General features: G+C 73.3%; 16 protein-coding genes. 11 read left to right on the forward strand and 5 right to left on the reverse strand.

Annotated features, from left to right (window positions below):
* Positions 1–148 precede the first annotated feature (148 nt).
* On the forward strand, positions 149–2,434 hold the full coding sequence (locus tag RT054_RS08345) for an immune inhibitor A domain-containing protein (protein WP_313023043.1): 2,286 nt from the start codon (positions 149–151) through the stop codon (positions 2,432–2,434).
* A gap of 174 nt (positions 2,435–2,608) precedes the next feature.
* On the opposite strand, the gene RT054_RS08350 is transcribed toward RT054_RS08345, so the two are convergent.
* The 3 genes from RT054_RS08350 to RT054_RS08360 form a co-directional block, all read right to left on the reverse strand.
* Positions 2,609–3,370 (reverse strand): class I SAM-dependent methyltransferase, encoded by a 762-nt coding sequence (locus RT054_RS08350; protein WP_313023044.1) that lies wholly within the window; start codon positions 3,368–3,370, stop codon positions 2,609–2,611.
* 106 nt (positions 3,371–3,476) lie between these two features.
* Positions 3,477–3,932 (reverse strand): DUF1810 domain-containing protein, encoded by a 456-nt coding sequence (locus RT054_RS08355; protein WP_313023045.1) that lies wholly within the window; start codon positions 3,930–3,932, stop codon positions 3,477–3,479.
* 136 nt (positions 3,933–4,068) lie between these two features.
* Positions 4,069–4,758 carry a hypothetical protein gene (locus tag RT054_RS08360; RefSeq protein ID WP_313023046.1) on the reverse strand — a complete coding sequence of 230 codons (690 nt, stop codon included), beginning with the start codon at positions 4,756–4,758 and terminating at the stop codon, positions 4,069–4,071.
* A gap of 312 nt (positions 4,759–5,070) precedes the next feature.
* Here RT054_RS08360 and RT054_RS08365 point away from each other — a divergent pair, with 312 nt between their 5' ends.
* Together RT054_RS08365 and RT054_RS08370 are read left to right on the forward strand one after the other, a co-directional pair.
* Positions 5,071–5,937 carry a hypothetical protein gene (locus tag RT054_RS08365; protein WP_313023048.1) on the forward strand — a complete coding sequence of 289 codons (867 nt, stop codon included), beginning with the start codon at positions 5,071–5,073 and terminating at the stop codon, positions 5,935–5,937.
* A 31-nt stretch (positions 5,938–5,968) separates the two neighbouring features.
* Entirely contained in the window at positions 5,969–6,661 is a 693-nt protein-coding gene (locus RT054_RS08370; RefSeq protein WP_313023050.1) for a hypothetical protein, read from the forward strand.
* A gap of 167 nt (positions 6,662–6,828) precedes the next feature.
* Here RT054_RS08370 and RT054_RS08375 read toward each other — a convergent pair whose 3' ends face one another.
* Complete coding sequence (locus RT054_RS08375) at positions 6,829–7,830, reverse strand: hypothetical protein (RefSeq protein WP_313023051.1); 1,002 nt, start codon at positions 7,828–7,830, stop codon at positions 6,829–6,831.
* Positions 7,831–8,132: 302 nt separating this feature from the next.
* Between RT054_RS08375 and RT054_RS08380 the strand changes: the two genes are divergently transcribed.
* From RT054_RS08380 to rbsD, 6 genes are all read left to right on the forward strand, one after another.
* Positions 8,133–9,149 (forward strand): LacI family DNA-binding transcriptional regulator, encoded by a 1,017-nt coding sequence (locus RT054_RS08380; RefSeq protein ID WP_313023052.1) that lies wholly within the window; start codon positions 8,133–8,135, stop codon positions 9,147–9,149.
* Positions 9,142–10,644, forward strand: a complete 1,503-nt coding sequence (locus RT054_RS08385; protein WP_313023054.1) for a sugar ABC transporter ATP-binding protein — start codon at positions 9,142–9,144, stop codon at positions 10,642–10,644. The genes RT054_RS08380 and RT054_RS08385 overlap by 8 nt, the downstream gene beginning before the upstream one ends.
* Before the next feature lie 37 nt (positions 10,645–10,681).
* Complete coding sequence (locus tag RT054_RS08390) at positions 10,682–11,647, forward strand: ABC transporter permease (RefSeq protein WP_313023082.1); 966 nt, start codon at positions 10,682–10,684, stop codon at positions 11,645–11,647.
* 95 nt (positions 11,648–11,742) lie between these two features.
* Entirely contained in the window at positions 11,743–12,705 is a 963-nt protein-coding gene (locus tag RT054_RS08395) for a substrate-binding domain-containing protein (RefSeq protein ID WP_313023055.1), read from the forward strand.
* On the forward strand, positions 12,702–13,700 hold the full coding sequence (locus RT054_RS08400) for a ribokinase (protein WP_313023056.1): 999 nt from the start codon (positions 12,702–12,704) through the stop codon (positions 13,698–13,700). Before RT054_RS08395 ends, RT054_RS08400 begins: the two co-directional genes overlap by 4 nt.
* Positions 13,697–14,089 carry a D-ribose pyranase gene (rbsD, locus tag RT054_RS08405; protein ID WP_312718254.1) on the forward strand — a complete coding sequence of 131 codons (393 nt, stop codon included), beginning with the start codon at positions 13,697–13,699 and terminating at the stop codon, positions 14,087–14,089. The genes RT054_RS08400 and rbsD overlap by 4 nt, the downstream gene beginning before the upstream one ends.
* 126 nt (positions 14,090–14,215) lie before the next feature.
* Here the strand turns inward: rbsD and RT054_RS08410 are convergent, their stop codons facing one another.
* Complete coding sequence (locus tag RT054_RS08410) at positions 14,216–15,199, reverse strand: thermonuclease family protein (protein WP_313023057.1); 984 nt, start codon at positions 15,197–15,199, stop codon at positions 14,216–14,218.
* Positions 15,200–15,511: 312 nt separating this feature from the next.
* Between RT054_RS08410 and RT054_RS08415 the strand changes: the two genes are divergently transcribed.
* Positions 15,512–16,762 carry an FAD/NAD(P)-binding oxidoreductase gene (locus tag RT054_RS08415; RefSeq protein WP_313023058.1) on the forward strand — a complete coding sequence of 417 codons (1,251 nt, stop codon included), beginning with the start codon at positions 15,512–15,514 and terminating at the stop codon, positions 16,760–16,762.
* A gap of 69 nt (positions 16,763–16,831) precedes the next feature.
* Positions 16,832–20,707 carry a hypothetical protein gene (locus RT054_RS08420; protein ID WP_313023059.1) on the forward strand — a complete coding sequence of 1,292 codons (3,876 nt, stop codon included), beginning with the start codon at positions 16,832–16,834 and terminating at the stop codon, positions 20,705–20,707.
* Positions 20,708–20,716 lie beyond the last annotated feature (9 nt).

Here is a 20,716-nt window from a genome sequence, read left to right on the forward strand (position 1 = left end):
GGCCGGGCCCCCGGCCGGGGGAGGGACGCATCACGAGCGCACGGTGAGGCGCATCACAGCGCTTCCTTCGGGGTCCGAAAGGGCTTTCACCGCGCGAGGATTCGCTCACTCGGGGACCCCTGACCCAACTCACGAAAGCACCACCGACATGCGACGTACACCCGCGGCCTTCGCCGCCCTCACCCTCGGGGTGGTCACGGCAGGCCTCATCCCGGCCCAGAGCGCGGCGGCATCCCCGCCGATCGATCCGGGGCACCCCTCGGTCCGCGCCCACCGGGACGACGACCGGCCCGGCCCCCTCTCGGAACGGCAGCGCACCCTCACGCGGACCGCGGCCGAGCAGGTCATCAAGGGCACGGCGAACGTGACGACCAACAAGAAGGGCAAGAAGGTCGTCAAGCTCGGCAAGGGCAAGTTCGTCAACTACGACGTCGACCGGCACGAGAAGGTGTTCACGGTCCTCGCCGAGTTCGGCACCCGGACCAAGAGCCCTCAGGGCGGCACGCCCGGTCCGCTGCACAACCAGATCCCGCAGCCCGACCGCGTCTACGACGGCAGCGCCACCGACGACAACACGACGATCTGGAAGCCCGACTTCTCCCGCGCCCACTACCTCGACCTCATGTTCGGCGGCGGGGAGTCGTTCCGGGACTTCTACCTCAAGCAGTCCAACGGCCGCTTCGACACCTCCGGCGACGTGTCCGACTGGGTGACGGTGCCCTACAACGAGGCTCGATACGGCCACAACCCCGTCCCGGGCGACGGCACGAGCGAGGCCGAGGGGTCCTGGTCGTTCATCGGCGACAGCCTGCAGGGCTGGTACGCGGCGCAGAAGGCCGCCGGCAGGAGCGACGCCCAGATCAAGAGCTACCTCGCCCAGTTCGATCAGGTCGATCGGTACGACTACGACGGTGACGGCGACTTCAACGAGCCCGACGGCTACATCGACCACTTCCAGGCCATCCACGCCGGCGAGGGCGAGGAGGCCGGCGGCGGTGCGCAGGGCGAGGATGCGATCTGGTCGCACCGCTGGTACGCCTACGGCACCCAGTTCGGCAAGACCGGACCGACGGGCAACAAGGCCGGCGGCGTGCAGATCGGCACCACCGGCCTGTGGGTCGGTGACTACACGACCGAACCCGAGAACGGCGGCCTCGGCGTGTTCACGCACGAGTTCGGCCACGACCTCGGCCTGCCCGACCTGTACGACACCCGCGGCGGCGACAACGGCACCGGCCACTGGACGCTGATGAGCGCCGGGTCGTGGCTCGGCGACGGCACCGTCGACATCGGCAGCAAGCCCGGCTACATGGGTCCGTGGGAGAAGCTGCAGCTCGGCTGGCTCGACGTGAAGACCGTCCACCACGGCACGAACACCCGCGTCAAGCTCGGCCCGGCCGACCGCGACGGCCGCAACACTCCGCAGGCCATCGCCGTCAACCTCCCGGACAAGAAGGTGCGCACGGACTACAACACCCCGCACTCCGGCACCGGGGAGTGGTGGAGCGGCAGCGACGACGACCTCAACACCACCCTGAGCCGCACCGTCGACCTGACCGGCCGCACGACCGCCTCCCTGTCGGCGTGGGTGCAGCACCAGATCGAGGAGGGTTACGACTTCCTCCACGTCGAGGTCTCCCGCGACGGCGGCACGACGTGGACCCAGGTGCCGCCGTCCCTCACGGGCAAGGCCGACTGGACACAGCGGACGTGGGACCTCACCCCGTTCGCCGGGTCGAAGGTCGACGTGCGGTTCCGCTACGCCACCGACGGGGCGATGCACGAGGCCGGGGCCTTCATCGACGACATCACGATCACGGCCGACGGCGCGACGTTGCTCTCCGACGACGCCGAGAGCGACAACGGATGGGTCGCCAAGGGCTTCAGCCGCATCGACGGCTCGGTGACGAAGTCCGTGCCGCAGTCCTACCTCGCCGAGAACCGCGTCTACGCCGGGTACGACAGGTACCTGCGCACCGGCCCGTACAACTTCGGCTGGCTCGACACCCGCCCCGACTTCGTCGAGCACTACCCCTACCAGAACGGTCTGCTCGTCTGGTTCCAGGACGGGACGGTCTCGGACAACAACACGAGCGTCCACCCCGGCGCCGGGCAGAGCCTGCCGGTCGACGCCCGCCCGGCTCCGATCGTGTTCCCGAACGGCGCGCGCCTCGGCAACCGGCGTCAGCCGTTCGACGCGACCTTCGGCCTCGAGGCCACCGACCCGGTGACGTTCCACCGCAACGGTGTCGCCGTCGACGTGCCGTCGCAGCCGGCGATCCCGACGTTCGACGACTCCGACCCGGACCGCTACTGGTCGGCCGCGAACCCGTGGAACTCGACCAAGGTCGCGGGCTCCGGCACCCGGATCACGGTGAAGAGCATGTCCAAGCAGGGCGACGAGATGCAGGTCGACGTCACGTTCACCAAGTGAGTTCCTGACTCTCGCCCCGGCGCCCCGGTCCGCCTCGCGCGGGCCGGGGCGCCCTCGCGTCGCGGCCGTCACGGGTAGCCGAGGCGTCGCTGCGGCACGGCGTCACGGCGTCGCGGCGTCGCGGCGTCGCGGCGAAGGACGCGGCCCGCGCCCGTCCGGGAGTCGAGGGCTGTCTCAGGCGCGGGTGAAGCGGTGGACCTCGGTGAGGTGAGGGACCTCGATCACGGCCTCTCCGAGCGGTCCGAAGTGCTGCGTCACGGCGGCGGCGACCGCTGCACGGAGACGTGCACGATCGGGCTCGTCGGCGGCGAGGTAGTAGCTCCGGGTCGTCACGGTGTCGGCGAGCTCGCGAGTGGTGAGGTGCCGCGACCATCGGAACGTCCGCGATTCGCGTCGCCCGAAGGCCGCGGTGACGTCCGCGACCGAATCGGTGTGTTCCCGGCCCTCCGACAGCACGTGCATGGCGCGATGGCAGGCGGCCGTCGCGGGGTCGTCCACGTCCATGAGGTTCCACACCAACGCGAGGGTGCCGCCGGGGACCAGGATCCGAGCGGATTCCTCGCACGCCGCGTCGGCGTCGACCCAGTGCCACGCCTGCCCGTAGACGACGGCCGAGACGGAGGCGTCGTCGAGCCCGGTCTGCTCGCCGCGGCCCACGCGGATGTCGAGGTCGGTCCTGGACGCCCCGCGACTCGACGCCCGGAGGCGGGCCAGCATGTCTCGACTCGGGTCGAGAGCCACGACGTCCCGTCCGAGATCGAGCAGGACGTGGGTGAGCTTGCCCGTGCCCGCGCCGACGTCGGCCACCCTGCCGGGAGGCGCGGTGGCGAGCGCCCAGGCGACGGCCGCCCGCGGGTACGTGGGGCGGAGCCGCTCGTAGGCGCCACCACCTCGGGTGAAGGCGTCGGCCCCACGGCGGCGGGCGTCGGCACTCATGCCGTCGACGCTACGCGACCTCCGGGCCCGGCCGGGTGCGGTTTGCGACGAGGCGGCGGCACGGGCAGGACGCACCGGCCGGCGACGGACCTCGACGTGCACGGGGTCAGAGGCGTCGGAGGGTCTCGGGGTCGCGCTCGCCGTTCGCGAACGTCTCCAGCGCCGTCGCGAACACTCGCTCGGCATCGCCGGCCTGCCCCCCACCGGATGCCGCGGCCCCCTCGCCCGAGGCCGCGACCTCGAACAGCGTCATGGAGCTGCGGAACTTCACCGCGTCGATGCCGCCGAACAGGGTCACGGCGTCGGTGACCCCGGAGTCCAGGGCCGACTGCGCAGCCTCGACGAGCCGCGGGCCGAGCACGGGGTGCGCGAGGTAGGCCCGGGCTTCCGCGAGATCGGCGATCGCGTACCGCTGCGCCATCGGGCTCCGTCCCAGCCCGCTGATCTGCGGAAAGACGAACCACATCCAATGCGACGTCTTGCGCCCCCGCCGCAACTCCGCGATCGCCGCGTCGTAGGTGCCGCCGTCCTGGGCCGTGACGAACCGCTCGAGATCGCTCATGGGTCCATCCTGCGGGAGAGACCCCGAGGCGTCACCCCACACCGGAAACCCCCTCTTTCGCCCACGCGTTTCCGATGTGCAGAGGGGGTTTCCTGGTGCCCAGCGCCCCGGGGCGGCGGTGCGATCCGGCGCGGGGTCACCGCCACGCCGTGCGCACGGGGAACAGGGTGACCCGCCCCTCGACGCGTTCGACCGCCGCCGCCCACCGGCCGGAACCGCGGGAGACGAGGGGATAGAAGGCGGGGGACTCAGTGGATCGATCCCCGACCCGCCACAGGTCGTCCTCGTTCTTGAACGGTCCGCCGCGACAGGCGCCGGCGCCGGCCTCCCATCCCCGCGGCCCCGGAGGGAAGGCCCCGGTCGCGCGGTAGCACATTGCGCCGTTGACGAGGCGCACCTGGAAGATCCAGCCCTTCGTCGGCGACGAGCCGGCCATGTTCCGGCGCGTCCTGACGTTCGTCGCGACGAGCCAGCCGGTGCGGCTTCCTCCTGGACAGGCGATCTGTCGAGACGAGCGGGGGTTGACGAAGCACGGATCGAGCACCAGGTTCCCGAGGAAGCACCGATAGGCGTCTCGACGACCGGAGATCGTGGAGTCGGAGCAGCTGCCGGTGACCCTCGTCACGGATTTCGCGGCGATCGCCCGGCGGGTCGAACCATCGCGCCACGGGTCCACGACCTTCACGGTCATCCGCGGGACCGGCCGCGCGGTGGGCGTCATGGCGACGGGGGTCGCGGCCCCGGCCGTCCCGTCGGCGAGCGTCGCTCCACCCGCGAGGACGACGGCGGCCATTCCAGCGACGACGGGGCGGCGGTGACGGACCATGTCGAACCCTCTCGATCGGGCGACGACGCCGACGCGCCGTCGCTGAGCACGTGCGACACGCCAGCGAGGAACCCCGGCCCGAGTGTTCGGTGAGGTCGATCCGTGGCGGCGATCGCACCACCATGGTCGAGCGGCCGGCGCCATGGCGCGGCGTTCGGCGCGTCACCCACTCGGGGGGCATCCACGCGAGACCCCGGCGGAGTAGCGTCCACTCGCCGGCAGTGCGCCGCGCCACTCCCCTCGCCCCGCTCAGGTCCGATCTCCCCCGGGTCGGTCCCTCTGGGTGGACGCCGACCAGAGAGAGGAAGACAGATGAGACGCGCCGCCCTCATCACCGCCACGGCGACCATGCTCGCGTTGACGGCGCCGCCCGCCTCCGCGACGGCCTCCGGCTCGTGGGCCGCCCCGACCACGGCGGCCACGTCGACCGCCGTGGCGGCGCCCCGGACGCTGACCGTGAGTCTGCGGGGGCTACCGGCGAAGTCCGCCCCGACCGCGACGATCACCGGCCCCCGCGGGTTCCGGCAGCAGGTCAGGCTCGGGACGGCGCGGAAGACGGCGACGCTCCGCCTGCGCACCGACGGGGTGTACACGGTCAGGCTGGGGGTTCTCGGGCGCGGCGCCGGGCTGCGCTACCCCGATCGGACCACGACGCGAGTCACCATCAACGCCAAGACTCCGCGCCCGAGCGTCGTCCGCCGCTACCGGCCCGCGCGGCTCACCTTCGACGGCCTCGGCACCCTTCGCCTCGGCATGACCGTCGCCCAGGCACGGCAGGCCGATCCGAGCCTGCGGGTCCGTGACCGCCATCTGTGCGTATCCGCCACGTCCTCGCTCGCGGACACGGTCGTCTTCAACCCCGACGGTCGACTGGCGTTCATCACCGCCCGCAAGGACGTCCTGACCGCCGAGGGTCTCGGCGTCGGCGACACCTATGCCAAGGCCCGGTCGATCTACCGGTTCACGCGCACCCGCCTCGACGTGAACACGTGGGATTACATCGCCGTGGGTCGCGACTACCGCACCCGCCCCGGTGTCGACGCTCGCGGCAGCAACGGGCCGGTGCTCGGCATCCACTTCCCGGGAGCGGGACCGGCCGATGCCGACGACACCGCCGACATCCGTGGCGAACGGGTCAGCCGACTTCAGCTCGACCGCGGTCAGCGCTGCTTCAGCTGACGACGACCCACAAACGCACCCGGGAGGTCCGATGGCACGCAGCATCGTCGTCGCCGGCGGCATCGCGTTCGCGCTCGTCGCCGGTGGCGCCGCGACCGGCCCCGCGAAAGCGGTCACGGCCACACCGACACACACGGCCACGCCGACCCACGCGTCGACCGCGGCAGCCAAGCCGCCGGTGGCCAACGTCGGGCGGATGCCGGCCGGGTTCCGGTTCACCTCGCGGATGTCGCGGGACTCCTCGACCGACATCCTCGGTCTGTGCTGGCTGGGGTCGGGCGCACTGCCCGCGCTCGCGCGCCGACGCGCGAGCCTGTTCGGCGTGACGGTGAGCGACACCGCCGAGAGCGGTTCGATGCAGGCGGGGATCGTCATGCGAGATGTCGCGTCGGCAAAGCTCCTCATGGCACAGGTCAGGGGTGCCGCCCGCCGCTGCCAGAGCACCGACACGGTTGTCGGACGCAGCGCGTGGGCCGTGCGAATGCCGGTCAAGGGCAGGTGGGACGAGTCCGTCGCCCTCAACACCCAGGCCCTGCGCTACCGCGATGGTTCCGTGGCCGACTACCCGTGGGGGCGCTCGACGGTGGTCGCCCGCAGGGGGCGCTCGGTCGCCGCCTCGAGCGTGTGGATGATGCCGTGGGCCCCCCGCACCGAGGGTGACCGGGGGATCGCCCGAGGCGAGGCGAAGGATGTGGCGACCCTGCTCGGTCGCCTCCCCCGGTGAGGGGCGACGTCGCACGGGGTGGCCTCTGCACGCCGGGCGGGCCATGACCATGCCCTCGGAGTGTCGCCGGACGCCCTGGACCGTCGACACGCCCTCTCCGCGCCGACACTGGTCCGGCCGGGTGGAACGTGGGTTCGACATCGACCCGCCGGGCGCCCGGATCGTGCTCACCCGGCTCCCTGCGACTCCTGCTCACGGATCGCGGCGAGCCGGGTGCGGACACGACGTCGGAGGTCGGCGAGCCGTAGCGTGCCGTCGGAATCGAGCAGCTGCCGCCAGGTGACGTGCAGGACGTGCAGTCCGCGGCCGGCGAGTTCCTCGTCGCGGTCGAACACCGACGTCACGGCCGACCGTACGGCGGCCTGGGTGGCGCCTACGGTGTCCACCGCTCGGCCGGTGGTGAACTTCGCCATCCCGTCGAACTCCACCACGAGCCGCGTGCCGAGCAGCAGCATGTCGCAGCGCCGCGCCACCCCCGGAGGGCGGTACTGGCTCTCGACGGCCCACCCCAGTAGGTGCAGGGCGTACCGGAGCAGCGACTCACCCACCGACTCGCTGCGCGGGTCGAGCAGCGGCACCGCTCGGCGCACCGCCGCCATCCCCGGCGCGTGCGCGTACGAATGGACCATCTCGTCGATCTCGGGCGGAGCCACCCGTCGTTCCAGCAGCGCTGCGTCTCCTGCGACGAGCAACGGCACCGGCCCGAACCGGAGTCCGCACTGCACGAGGGCCGCCGCGACGGGGACCGCGGCCAGCGCTCCCGCCGGTACGGAGTGGGCCGAGGCGACCGCGACGGGGTCGGCGGCGTGGACGACGTATCCGCGGCCGATCCGGATCGACGGACGTCGCCGGTGCGTGACGTGCACCTCGTCGGGGCAGCCGAACACGGGTAGGCCGTGCATCCGAAGCGCGCTGTGGTGGCTCGCGACGACGGCGCCGTCGTAGGCCGCGAGCACGGCGGCGAGCACGCAGTCGTGCCGATCCGGGCGGGCTCCGGGCTCACCGGCGAGCACGTACCACCCGTGGATCACGCGCAGGACGATCCCGCGTGCCACCCACCGGGCCAGCACCGGCCCGGACACCCCGACGCGCCCTGCCTCCACCGCCGAGAAGACACCCTGCCCGTGGAGCTGGGAGAGCTGCCGAAGCAGGTGTTCGGGCACGGCCATGCCGACCACTCTGCGCCGCGCCACGGGCACCGCCACACCCCGCACCCGCGTCTGTGGACGACACCGACCCCCGGCGAACCCTGTGGAGCGGTGCCGACTCCCCGAACTCCTCCCCACTCCACACCGGAAACCCCACTCCGCACCGGAAACGACCTCATCCCTCGCGAACCTTCAAGTGCGGAGCGGTGGTTTCCGGTGCGGAGTGCTGTCGGCACGGGGGTTGACGGGGCAACCCGGCGGGGGCAGCATGGGTGCAATCGATTCCATGCAATCGATTGCACATGCGCACGAAGGGGTGTGGGATGAGCGTGACGCTGCGTGACGTCGCCGAGCTGGCCGGGGTCTCCCCCGCCACGGCCTCACGCGCGCTCGATCCCACGGCGTCGGCGTCCGCGGGGACGCGGGACCGGGTGGCCGAGGCGGCCCGCCGTCTCGGCTACGTCGGCAACACCGCCGCCCGCAGTCTCCGCACGAGCCGCAGCGACACGATCGGCCTGCTCATCCCCGATGTGCGCAACCCGTTCTTCACCGACCTCGCCTACGCCGTCGAGAAGAGCGCGGCCCGCTCCGGCCTCACCGTGATGATCGGCAACGCCGACGAGGACGGCGCCGCCCAGGACCGCTACCTCGCCGCGCTCGAACGCCACCGCGTCGACGGCCTCCTCGTCGTCCCCCAGGGTGGGGCCACGCCCGGCCTGTGCCGCGTCGTCGACAGCTTCCCCACCGTGGCCATCGACCGCGACGCGGGCCTCGGGGTGCCCGTCATCGCCTCCGACTCCGCGACCGGGATGCACGACCTCGTCGACCATGTCGTCTCCCTCGGGCACCGACGCGTCGCCGTCGTCGCGGGCCCGCAGTCGACCTCGACCGGACGCATCCGCCTGCGCGCCGCTCGCGAACGACTCGCCCACCACGGCCTCGTCCTCACCGACGACGACGTGGTCGAGGGCGACTTCCGCTTCGAGAGCGGTCTGCGCGCCGCCCGACGCCTTCTCGACCGCGAGCCCGCCCCGCAGGCGGTCATCGCCGCCGACGGACTCATGGCCCTCGGCGTCCTCGCCGTTCTTCGCGAACGCGGACTCCGCGCGGGCGTCGACGTCGGGGTGACCGCCTTCGACGACAACCCCTGGTTCGCCGTGCTCGACACCCCGGTCACCGTCGTCGCCCAGGACACGACCGACCTCGCCGAGCGCGCTGTCGCCGCCCTCCTCTCCCGCATCGCCGGGCGCGACGTCCGCGTCGAGCCCGTCCCCACGAGCCTGATCGTCCGCCGATCCCTCGGCGAGACCGACGACGTGAAGGAGAACGCCCATGTCTGACGTCCTGCTCCGCCTCGAGGGGGTGTCGAAGTCCTTCGGAGGCGTGCGCGCCGTCCACGACGTGAGCCTCGAGGTGCGCCGGGGCGAGGTGCACGTGCTCCTCGGGGAGAACGGTGCCGGCAAGTCCACCCTCATCAAGATGATCGCCGGGGTCCACGAACCCGACGAGGGCCGCATCGTCCTCGACGGCGAGGAGGTGCGCATCGCCGACACCCGCGCCTCGGAGGCCCTCGGCATCGCGACCATCCACCAGGAACTCAACCTCGTGCCCGGCCTGTCGGTGGCCGAGAACCTCACGCTCGGACGCACGCCGAGTCGCTTCGGTCTCGTCGACCGCAGGGCCGCCCGGCGATACGCGGAGGAGGCCGTCGCCCGTATCGGGCTCGACGTCGACGTCGACCGGCCCGTCGGGACCCTCGGCGTCGCCCGCCAGCAGATGGTCGAGATCGCCAAGGCCCTCGCCATGGACGCCCGCCTGCTCATCCTCGACGAGCCCACCGCCGCCCTCACCCGCACCGAGACCGACGTCCTCTTCGGCGTCGTCCGCGAGCTGCGGGAGGCGGGGGTCGCGATGATCTTCATCAGCCACCACCTCGACGAGATCGAGGAGATCGGCGACCGCATCACGGTGCTGCGCGACGGCACGGCCGTCGAGACCGTCTCCGCGGGTGCCGGTGAGGCCGAGCTCGTCCGCCTCATGGTCGGTCGCGAGATCGACGACCTCTACCCCCGGCGCCGCGGCGAGACGGGTGAGACCCTCCTCGAGGTCGAGACCCTCACGCAGACAGGCGTGTTCGAGGACATCTCCCTCACCGTGCGCGCCGGGGAGGTCGTCGGACTCGCCGGTCTCATGGGCGCCGGTCGCACCGAGGTCCTGCGTGCCATCGCCGGGGCCGACACCTACGAGCGCGGCTCGGTCCGCGTCCGCGGTCGCGCGTTGCCGACACGAGACGTCGCCGCCGCCGTCGCCGCGGGGGTCGGTCTCGTCCCGGAGGACCGCAAGTCGGCCGGACTCGTCCTCGGGGCCTCGGTCGAGGAGAACCTCGGCTACGCCACCCTTCGCCCCACCCGCAAGGCCGGTCTCGCCGACCTCAAGGGGCAACGCCGCCGCAGCGCCGAGGTCGCCGAGAAGCTGCGCATCCGGATGGCCTCCCTCGACCAACCCGTCAAGGGACTGTCCGGCGGCAACCAGCAGAAGGTCGTGTTCGGACGCTGGTCGATGGCCGGCTCCGACGTCCTGCTCCTCGACGAGCCGACCCGCGGGGTCGACGTGGGAGCCAAGGTCGAGATCTACGAGCTCGTCAACGCCGTCACCGCCAAGGGCGGGGGTGTGCTGCTCGCGAGCAGCGACCTGCCCGAGGTCATCAGCATGAGCGACCGGGTCCTCGTCATGGCCCAGGGTCGCGTCGTCGGAGAACTCCTCGCCGAGGAGGCCACGCAAGATGCGGTCATGTCGCTGGCCGTCAAGGAGGTCGAGTCGTCCCGTGCCCGCTGAATCGCTCACCAACACCGCCGACGGAGGCAAGACGCCCATGACGGGCACGAAGGCCGCCGCCACCTCCGACCGGCGACGTGCGGTCAAGGACTGGCTCGCCGACAACGGTGCCCTCGTCGGGCTCGCCGCCGTCTGCGTCGTCATGTTCATCGCCACGCCCGCGTTCCTCACGGTCCCCAACCTGCTCAACGTCGGCGTCCAGGCCGCCGTCGTCGCCGTGCTCGCCTTCGGGATGACGTTCGTCATCATCACCGCCGGCATCGATCTCTCGGTGGGGTCGGTCGCGGCCCTGTCCTCGATCTGCGCGGGATGGCTCGTCGCCTCGGCCGGGCTGCCCGGGCCGACCGCGCTCCTCGCCGCCCCACTCGTGGGTCTGCTCACCGGCCTCGTCTCGGGCGCGGCCGTCGCGTACGGCAGGCTCCCGGCGTTCATCGCGACGCTCGCGATGTTGTCCATCGCGCGTGGCCTCGCCCTCGTCGTCTCAGGCGGACGCCCCATCGACATGCCGGACTCCGTCGCGGCCCTCGGTGGCGACCTCGGCCCGGTGCCGGTCCCGATCCTCGTGCTGCTCGTCGCGTGGGCGGTCACCGCCTTCGTCCTCAACCGCACGGTGTTCGGCCGTTCGCTCTACGCCATCGGCGGCAACGAGGAGGCCGCCCGGCTCGCCGGACTGCCGGTCAAGCGGACCCTCGCCGCGGTGTACGCGCTGTCCGGGCTCTTCGCCGGCATCGCCGGCATGGTCCTCGCCGGGCGGCTCGCCTCCGCGCAACCGCAGGCGGCGAGCGGCTACGAACTCGACGCCATCGCCGCGGTCGTCATCGGCGGGGCCAGCCTCGCGGGTGGCTCCGGCAAGGCGACCGGCACCCTCATCGGTGCGCTCATCCTCGCCGTCATCCGCAACGGTCTCAATCTGCTCAACGTCACCGCGTTCTGGCAGCAGGTCGTCATCGGCCTCGTCATCGCCGCGGCCGTCGGCATCGACGTCCTGCGCTCCCGCCGCTGACCCGCTCGTCCTCATCACCCCACCCAGCCACGTCGTCACCAGCCCGCCAGTTCCTCACCCGGCCCGCCGCCGGGCCGAGCCCCAGGAGAGACACGATGTTCCAGATCACCCGCACCGTCGCCACGGCCGTCACCGTCTCGGCCCTCGCCCTCACGATGACCGCGTGCAACCGCGGCCCGTCGGACACCGGCGCGCAGGGCGGAGCCACGGGGGGCGCGGCCGGCAAGACCGTCACCCTCGCGGTCTCGACGCTCAACAACCCGTTCTTCGTGGACCTGCGCGACGGAGCCCAGGCCGCAGCCGAGTCGGCGGGCGCCACGCTCAACGTCGTCGACGCGCAGAACGACGCCGCCACCCAGGCCAACCAGATCGCCGACGCCGTCACCAAGAGCAGTTCGGTCGTCATCATCAACCCGGTCGACTCCGACGCGGCGGGCTCGGCCGTCAAGCCCGCGATCAACGCGAAGATCCCCGTCGTCGCGGTCGACCGCGCCGTCAACGGTGCCGAGGTGGCCAGCCTCGTGAGCAGCGACAACGTCACCGGCGGCAAGCTCGCCGCCGAGTCCCTCGGCAAGGCCATGGGCGGGAAGGGCGACGTCATCGCGCTCCAGGGCGTGCCGGGCACGTCCGCGAGCCGTGACCGCGGTCAAGGCTTCGGCGACGCCGTCAAGGGCGCCGGGCTCGACGTCATCGCGCAGCAGCCGGCGAACTTCGACCGCACCCAGGGTCTCAACGTCGCGACCAACCTCCTCCAGGCCCACCCGGGCGCGACCGGCGTCTTCGCCGAGAACGACGAGATGGCCCTCGGGGCCGTCCAGGCGCTCGGTGCCCGGGCGGGCAAGGACGTCAAGGTCTTCGGCTTCGACGGCACCGCCGACGCCCTCAAGGCCGTCCAGGCCGGGACGATGGTCGGCACGATCGCCCAGCAGCCCAAGGAACTCGGCAAGGTCGCCGTCGAGACGGCGCTCAAGGTCGCGAACGGCGAGACGGTCGAGAAGACGATCCCGGTCGAGGTCAAGGCCGTGACCAAGGACAACGTCGCGGAGTACCTCAAGTGACCTCGGACGCCGTGACCGGGAACGAGGAGACCCGGGACGAGCCGAGCAGGACGACGACGGCGGCCCGCGGCTCGGGGCGGGTCGTCGTCGTCGGGTCGATCAACGTCGATCTGTTCGCGCGGGTGGCCCGCCATCCGCGGCCCGGAGAGACCGTGCTCGGTGGGGACGGCTCGACCCGCCCCGGCGGCAAGGGCGCGAACCAGGCCGTCGCCGCGGCCCTCGCGGGCGCGGACGTCGCGATGGTCGGGTGCGTCGGCGACGACGCCCAGGCACGGGTGGGCCTCTCCCTGCTGCGCCGTGCCGGCGTCGACCTCGGGCGCGTCCGCGAGGTGGCGGACACCCCCACCGGCCTCGCGCTCATCACCGTCGCCGACTCGGGTGAGAACTCGATCATCGTCGTGCCGGGTGCCAACCACGCGCTCACGATGGAGGACGTGGCCGACCTCGGGCTCACGACGGGCGATGTCGTCGTCCTCCAGGGCGAGATCCCCGTCGACGTCGTCGACGAGACGGCGCGTCGGGCCGTGGCCGCCGGGGCCCGGGTCTGCCTCAACCTCGCGCCCGTCGTCGACCTCGCCGCCGACACCCTGCGCGCGGCCGACCCCCTCGTCGTCAACGAGCACGAGGCCCTCGCCGCGGCGGGTCTTCTCGGCGTGGACGCCGGTGGCCACGAGGAGGAGTCCATCGATGCGGTGGCCGCGACCTCACTGGCCGAGGCGCTCGTCGGGGCCGGGGTCCGCTCGGTCGTCGTCACCCTCGGCGGCGCCGGGGCCGTCGTCGCCCTGGAGGGGGCCGAGTCGTTCACGTGCACCGGAGAGAGGGTCGAGGTGGTCGACACCACCGGTGCCGGCGACTGCTTCGCCGGCACCCTCGCCGCCCGCCTCGCGCTCGGGGACGATCTCGGCGCGGCCGCCGCCGTGGGCAACCGCGCCGCCGCGAAGGCCGTCCAGGGACACGGGGCACAGGAGTCCTACGACTGGGAGGGACGATCGTGAAGCGTCGGGGCATCCTCCACGCCGAACTCTCCCGCCAGATCGCGCTCCTCGGCCACACCGACCGCGTCGTCGTCGCCGACATGGGGCTGCCGCTGCCGCGTTCGATCCCCGTGATCGACCTCGCCCTCGTGCCCGGCATCCCCCGGTTCACCGACGTGCTCGACGCCCTCCTGGAGGAGATCGTCGTCGAATCGCACACGCTCGCGCGGGAATCGCTCGCCGGCGAGGCCGGATCGTGGGTGGCGGCGCGCGTCGCCCGCCTCGGCCCCCGCGACGAGGTGAGCCACGAGGAACTCAAGGCGATGCTGCCCGGCGTGGCCTTCGCCGTCCGCACCGGAGAGGCCACGCCCTACGCCAACCTCGTCCTCCACTGCGGGGTGCCCTTCTGAACACGGGGGTGCTCGTGCGAGCACGGGTGTCGTTCTGAACTCCGCGTGTCTTTCTGAGCACGGGGTCTCGTTCGCACGGGCCGACGAGCCCGCCGGATCCCCACCGAGCCCGGGGCGCCTGCCGCGTCAGTCCCGAGCGGCACGCCACCCGGCCTCGCGGGCCTGCGCCTCGCTGCAGAACATGCGCTCCCCGCGGCCGGGGCTGATCTTCGTCTTCTCGTAGGACCGCCCGCCGGGCACGTGGTAGATCTTCTCGCCCTCGGAGTTGATGTTGCCCTTGATGCGGCACCCACCGGCCGTGCCGGCGTCGGGCTTCGCGGCGTCCGGCGACGCCCCGGTCACCGCCCGCGGTGCGGAGGTGCGTGGTCCCGACGGGCGCGGTCCCGACGCCTGACTCGAGGGGCACGAGCCCCACAGACCGGCCGACGCCTCACGGGCGGCGTCCTCCGCGGCGCGGTGGGAGGCCTGCCCCTCGTACGCGCGACGGTAGGTGTACTCCCGGCCGAGCCCCTCGGCGAGGAGGATCTGGGCGACCGACCGGCCGTCGTCGAGACGCAGATGGCGCAGCAGCCTGCCGTAGCGATCGCGGTCGTCCTGGGTCGGGTCGGGGACGAGGGTCACCGAGCGGCTCTGGACGAGGGACTGCATCCGGCTCGCCGCGCGCTGGGCACCGCATTCCTCGCCGCGCAGCTCCGGGGTGTCGATGCCGATGACGCGGACGCGTTCGGTCCGCCCGCCGACCCGCACCCGGATCGTGTCACCGTCCACGACCCCGACGACGGGGACACGGATCGTCCCGGAGGTCGCACCGGCCGCCGGGGTGCCGGACGCGTCGGGGGCTCCCGCCGATCCTGCGGACTCCGCCACGCGGCCGGCCGTCGCGCCCGGGGAGTCCGCGCCCGGGGGGTCCGCGCCCGGGGTCGTGGGACCCGGCCCACCCGGTGCGGTCGTGCCGGTGCCGGAGGCCACCGGTTCGACCGCGGCGGACGTCGACGTCGAGCTCGCCGCGGTGGGCGTGGCGACCGGGGCGGACCCGCCTCCACCGCAGCCCGCGAGGAGAGCGGCGCCGAGCGTGACCGGGACGATCAGCGCCGCGGCGCTTCGCCTCACCGGCCGCTCACCCACCGGTCGCCCACTCCCCGGTCTTCCACTCATCGTTCGCTCGTCCATCGTTCGCCCACTCCCCGTGCACCCGCCCGTTCGCCCTGTCTCCTCCGGACCATCGCCCCCGTCCGGCCCACCGCCATCGACGGCCTCGCCGGGGCGGGCCGACGGGGTCGCGGGTGGCCTCCTCGCGGGTCGGGTGGCCCGGTGCGGGCTCGGGCGGCCGCCGACGTCCCCGTCGTCATCCCGCCCGCAGAACCTGAGCGCCGGAGGGACGGGAACCGGTATGTCGACGCCTCGTCGGGGTAATGCTCTCCCATGCACACTGTGGAACTCCTCGTCATCGGCAGTGGCCCGGCCGGCGTGTCGGCGGCCGCGGCGTACGCGGATGCCGGTGGCCCCCCTCCCGTCCTCCTCGTCTCGGCCGACGACGACCTGCCGTACATGCGGCCGCCACTGTCGAAGGGGGCGCTCACCTCGGGCCCACCGGTCGAGCCCACCCCGGTCGACCCCGCCCTGCCCGACGACGTGGAGCTCCGCTCGGGAACCCGCGTGAGCGCCCTCGACCTCGAGAACCGCACGGTCACCGCCGCGGGTGAGCAGATCGGGTTCCGCCGACTGATCGTCGCGACCGGCGCGACACCCGTGCCGTTCCCCGACGCCGACGACGACGCCGAGATCCACGTGCTCCGCACCCTCGACTGCGGCCGCCGTCTCACCGCGGCGGCGAAGCGGTCGAGCAGCGCCGTCGTCATCGGGTCCGGGTTCATCGGCTGCGAGGCGGCCGCCTCCCTCGCGAGCCGGGGCCTGGAGGTCACCCTCGTCACCCCCGAGGAGGGACCCCAACGCACCCGTCTCGGCGAGCGCGTCGCCACCCAGATCGCCTCATGGCTCACCGACCTCGGCGTCGAGCTGCGCACCGGCGTCTCCGTCACGCACGTCGACGCGCCGCGCACCGTGCATCTCGACGACGGCACGACGCTCGCGCCCGATCTGATCCTCGCCGCCGTGGGGGCCCGCCCGGCCGCGGCGGACCTCGCCGAGGGCGGCGCACCCGGGGCGGTCCTGCAGACGTACGAGGGGCGACTCGTCGCCGACGAGCATCTCCAGGTGGCGCCGGGGGTGTGGGTCGCCGGGGACTCCGCGCGGGGTCTCAACGTCGCGGCCGGGCGTCCACTCGACGTCGAACACTGGGGAGACGCTCTCGCGATGGGCGAACTCGCCGGGCGGAACGCGGCGGCCACCGACGCGGCCGGTGCGGAGACCGGTGACGGCTGGGGGGTGTGGGACGACGTGCCCGGGTTCTTCAGCGAGATCGGTGCCCACACCCTCAAGTACGCGGCGTGGGGTGACGGACACGAGGCGATCGACGTCGTCGAACGGGCCGGCGGGTTCACGGTCTGGTACGCCGACGCGGCCGACGTCGTCGTCGGGGTGCTCACCTACAACGCCGACGACGACTACGAGCGGGGGCGTGATCTCATCGCCCACGGCGCCACCCTCACCGAGGCCCGCAGCGGCGCCCGCGCCCCCGCCCCCGCCCCGGAGGGGGAGGTACCCGAGGGGTGACCCTCGGACCTTCCGCAGCAGTGGCGTCGTCGCCCTCATACCGAAGCACCACAAGCCGATTCGGCTCACGTGGACACCGATCTCCCGCGCGCGCTGCGGTTCCTCGCCCGGGCGGCGCATCTCGCCGAGGAGCCGCCTGCGGATCTCGACGACGAGGCCGTGGGGTCACCGTTCCCGTTGCAGTGCGCCGCACCGCCCCCGGCGCGCCCCCGCCCGGAGGTCCCCGCCGTCCTCGTGCCGTGGATCAGCGGTGATGTCGATCGACCCGGATCACGGTTGCGGTTGCGCGCCAGGGCCGAGGGTCGGCGGCTCGGCGACCGGCCCGATGTGCGCCGCGAGTTCGAGACCTGGCACGCGACGTGGCGTGAGTGGAGTGAGCGGGAGGCGCACGAACGACCCACCAGGGCGCGCTACGAGCGGATCCTCCACGCCGCCGATCTCGCTCGCGACGGCGGGCACGACGTCCTGCTCGGTGTCGGCCTGCTGACGACGACGGTCGAGACCCCCGCGGGACCCCGCACCCTGCGTCGACACGTGCTCACGACGCCGGTGGTCGTCGAGGTCGACGACGCGGGCACCGCTCACCTGCGCCCCGATGCCTACGCCCACGGCCTCGCCCTCGAGTTGCGCGCGGTGTCCGCGACCCATGCGCCCTCCCGCGCGGTCGCCGCCGAGCTCCACGCGGCCGCACGGGCCTTCGAGGGATCCCCGCTCGAGCAGGACGACGTCGAACCGTTGCTCGACCGGGTGCGCGCCGCCCTCACCGGCGCCACCGGCGCCCCGGAGCTCACGTGGTCTCCCATGATCCTCAGCCGACCGAGGCGGGTGGGCGACCCCGACCGCCACCGCCGCGTCGCCGACGACCTCGACACCCTGCGGCGGACTCCCCGCCTCGCTCAGGTCCCCCCGGTCCGGGAGCTCGACGAGATCATCACCGCCGCCCCCCTGTCCGAGACCGAGCTCGCGGTGCTCGACCACGCCGACCGGTTCACCGAGACCGTCGTCGACACCGGCGGGCTCGACGGGGGACACCGAACCCGACTCGTCGCCGCGCTCGTGACCCACGAGCTGCAACAGGGACGACGGGTGCTCGTCACGGGCCCCGGGAGCCCGGTCCTCGTCGGCCTCCGCGACGCCCTTCCTGCCGACCTCCGTCCCCTCGCCATCACGGTCCCCGAGGCGAGCGCCTCGGCGGACGACCTCACGACCGCGGTCGAGGCGATCACCCGCTGCTTCACCGAGCTCGACCGCACCGCCGCCGACGCCGACCTCGCTCGCCGCGGAGAGGCCCTCGCCGAGCGGTGGGAGGAGCGACGCCGTCTGCTCGACCTGGCCACGGCGAGCCGGGAGTCCGAGACCCTCGCCCACACCCGAGACGGGATCACCGCCCCGCTCGCCGACCTCGTCCGTCGGCACCGGGCCGCGGCGGCCGAGCACGGCTGGCTCGCCGATCTCGTCGAGCCCCCCTCGGACCCCGACGCCCCGTGCCCGTTCGACACCCACACCCTCGCCGACGCTCTCGACGTCGCCGGGGACGCGTGCGTCGCGCGGCTCGCCGCGGGATTTCACGGCCGGGTCCCCGACCTCGCCGGACTGCCGACGCCATCCGAGTTCACTCGGCTCGTCCGCGAGTTCGACACCGACACGGGCCGCGCCGCGGACCGGGCGCGCTACGCGGGCGACCCGGTCGTGGGTCGCCTCGCCGACGCGGACGACGAGGACCGGGCCCGCCTCGGTGGTCTGCTCGCCGACCTCACCGAGGAGCTGTCCCTCGCCGCCGCGTTCCCCGGTGAGTGGATGGAGGGCACCACCCACGACCTGCTCTCGGCGACCCCGCAGGAGTGGCACCGCGCGACGAGCGTCCTCGGCGACCTCGTCGAGGACGCGACGGCGGCCCTCGCGGCGGTCGGTCACACCGTCGACGTCCTCGACACCCTCGACCATCCCGGACCCCGTGCCCGTTACCTGCGCGACCACCTCCGGGAGCACGGCCCCCTGCCCGTCGATCACCGCGGCATCCCCCTTGGCGGCGTGGACCTGCCCGACCACGTGCGCGCGGCCGACCCCCTCTTCCGGTTCGTCCGTGTCGACGGCCGGCCCCCGACCCGTCTGGAGGACGTCGAGGCGTTCCTCGCCCACCTCGAGGCCACGCGTGCCCTCGACGACCTCGACGCGGTGTGGCCGGCGTCGACGGTGATCCCCGAGTGCGACTCCCCGGCCGACCGCCTCGCGTGGCACCGGGACCAGTGGGAGCACTTCCGACGCATCGTCGGGCTGCCCGAGCGGCTCGCGACGGTCGGCGCCCAGCTCACCGATCTCGGGGTGCCCACACCCGACTGGACCGACGCCACCGCCGTCTCCGGCCTGCGCGAACGTCTTGCGGCCGCCGAGGATCGCGCCGCCGCGGCCGCGCACGCCGCCCCGCTCACCCGGCTCGTCATCCGGGTGCGTGAGGAGCTCACGGAGGACTGCGTCGATGCCGTGCGGACCCTCCACGACGCGACGATCGGCCTGGACCCACGGGGGTACGCACGGGCGTGGTCAGAGCTGGCGGAACTCGAGGAACACCGCGCGCGCGTGGCGACCCATCTCGCCGTCGTCCCACCGCTGCAGGCGTGCGCGCCCCGCCTGCTCACGGCCCTGCGCACCGAACCCCGCGACCGTTGGCAGAGCCGCCTCCCACGCGTGGACGAGGCGTGGCGGTGGGTCTGCACGGAGATGTGGCTCGAGCAGCAGCGTCGCGACGACCCGACGGCCTTCACGGACGAACTCACGCGCCTGGACGCCGAGATCCGTCGCGCCGCGGCCGCGTACTGCGGCCTCGCGGCGTGGCGCCACGCCGTCCGGGCCGAACGCCTCGACCCGTCCACCCGCATGGCGCTCACCCTGCACACCCACCTGCGGCGTCGACTCGCGACGGCGGGCGGGTCACCACGGCAGTACCGCGAACTGGCGCGGATCCGGCACCGTTGCCGGGCCGCCGTGCCGGCGTGGTGCGTGCCGTGGTCGCGGGTTCCCGACGTGTTCCTCGACTCGTTCGGTGACCTCGAGGACGGCCGACCGCGGGTCGACACGGTGATCGTCCTGGACGCCGACCGTCTGCCGCTGGACGCCACGGTGCTCCGGGCGATCGCGCCGCGGATCGTCCTGGTCGGTCGGCCGGGTCGCGCGCTGCCCACGCCGCAGGACCCGAGGTCCCGCGACCGGGCCGCTCGCCGTGCCCAGCTCGCGGAGCGCTATCTCGGGGCCCGGTTCGCCGACCTCTGGGGGGACCCCGCGACCTCGCTGATCACCGAGGCCGCCCGACGGCACGGGGTCGACGTCAGGCTGGGGGCCACGTCGGGGGACGCGGGTCGCACCGGCGACGCCACGCATGGTGGGGAGGGGGAGGGGTGCGGGCCGGAGGCGCGTGCCGTCGCCCTCACCGAGACCGCCGAACGCCTCGCCTCGGTCCTCAGCGCACGGGGCTACGACGTCGGTACGGGCATGTGGCTCGACGGTCGGCGCGTCGATCTCGTGCTGCGCACCGAGCGGCACGAGGAACCGGACGCGCAGCGCGGGGAGGAGCCGCAGGAGCACACCCGAGGTGTCGTCGTCCTGTGCGAGACATCGGCATGGAACGGTCCGGAGGACTACCGCGAGGGTCTGAGGCATCAACGCCGGATCGAACGGCGCGGGTGGGTCGTCCACCGCGTCCGGGAGTCCGACCTCGAGATCGACCCGGCCCGTGCGCTGGCGACGCTGCGCCGCGTGCTCGTCGAGAACGGTGTCCGTCCCCGCACGCACGGCCACGGCGACAGCGCCACCGACACGGCGAGCGGGGCCGCCGACACCGGCGACCCCGCTCCTGCCGTCGGCCCCTCGGCGCCGGTGGTCGCCGATCCCGCGCCACCCTCACGGCGGCGCCTCGGCGTCCCCGCGCGGCGGCGGGGCGTCAGGGCCTGACGACGTCCG

Origin of the sequence: Mobilicoccus sp. (genome assembly GCF_032060985.1) — a bacterium.
In the GTDB taxonomy this organism is placed as follows: Bacteria; Actinomycetota; Actinomycetes; order Actinomycetales; family Dermatophilaceae; genus Mobilicoccus.

What these genes read in the sequence shown, in the direction of transcription:
- RT054_RS08345 (WP_313023043.1), top strand. Translation starts at nt 149, where the DNA reads ATGCGACGTACACCCGCGGCCTTCGCCGCCCTCACCCTCGGGGTGGTC.
- RT054_RS08360 (WP_313023046.1), bottom strand. Translation starts at nt 4,758, where the DNA reads ATGGTCCGTCACCGCCGCCCCGTCGTCGCTGGAATGGCCGCCGTCGTC.
- RT054_RS08355 (WP_313023045.1), bottom strand. Translation starts at nt 3,932, where the DNA reads ATGAGCGATCTCGAGCGGTTCGTCACGGCCCAGGACGGCGGCACCTAC.
- RT054_RS08380 (WP_313023052.1), top strand. Translation starts at nt 8,133, where the DNA reads ATGAGCGTGACGCTGCGTGACGTCGCCGAGCTGGCCGGGGTCTCCCCC.
- RT054_RS08365 (WP_313023048.1), top strand. Translation starts at nt 5,071, where the DNA reads ATGAGACGCGCCGCCCTCATCACCGCCACGGCGACCATGCTCGCGTTG.
- RT054_RS08350 (WP_313023044.1), bottom strand. Translation starts at nt 3,370, where the DNA reads ATGAGTGCCGACGCCCGCCGCCGTGGGGCCGACGCCTTCACCCGAGGT.
- RT054_RS08415 (WP_313023058.1), top strand. Translation starts at nt 15,512, where the DNA reads ATGCACACTGTGGAACTCCTCGTCATCGGCAGTGGCCCGGCCGGCGTG.
- RT054_RS08375 (WP_313023051.1), bottom strand. Translation starts at nt 7,830, where the DNA reads ATGGCCGTGCCCGAACACCTGCTTCGGCAGCTCTCCCAGCTCCACGGG.
- RT054_RS08385 (WP_313023054.1), top strand. Translation starts at nt 9,142, where the DNA reads ATGTCTGACGTCCTGCTCCGCCTCGAGGGGGTGTCGAAGTCCTTCGGA.
- RT054_RS08395 (WP_313023055.1), top strand. Translation starts at nt 11,743, where the DNA reads ATGTTCCAGATCACCCGCACCGTCGCCACGGCCGTCACCGTCTCGGCC.
- RT054_RS08370 (WP_313023050.1), top strand. Translation starts at nt 5,969, where the DNA reads ATGGCACGCAGCATCGTCGTCGCCGGCGGCATCGCGTTCGCGCTCGTC.
- RT054_RS08390 (WP_313023082.1), top strand. Translation starts at nt 10,682, where the DNA reads ATGACGGGCACGAAGGCCGCCGCCACCTCCGACCGGCGACGTGCGGTC.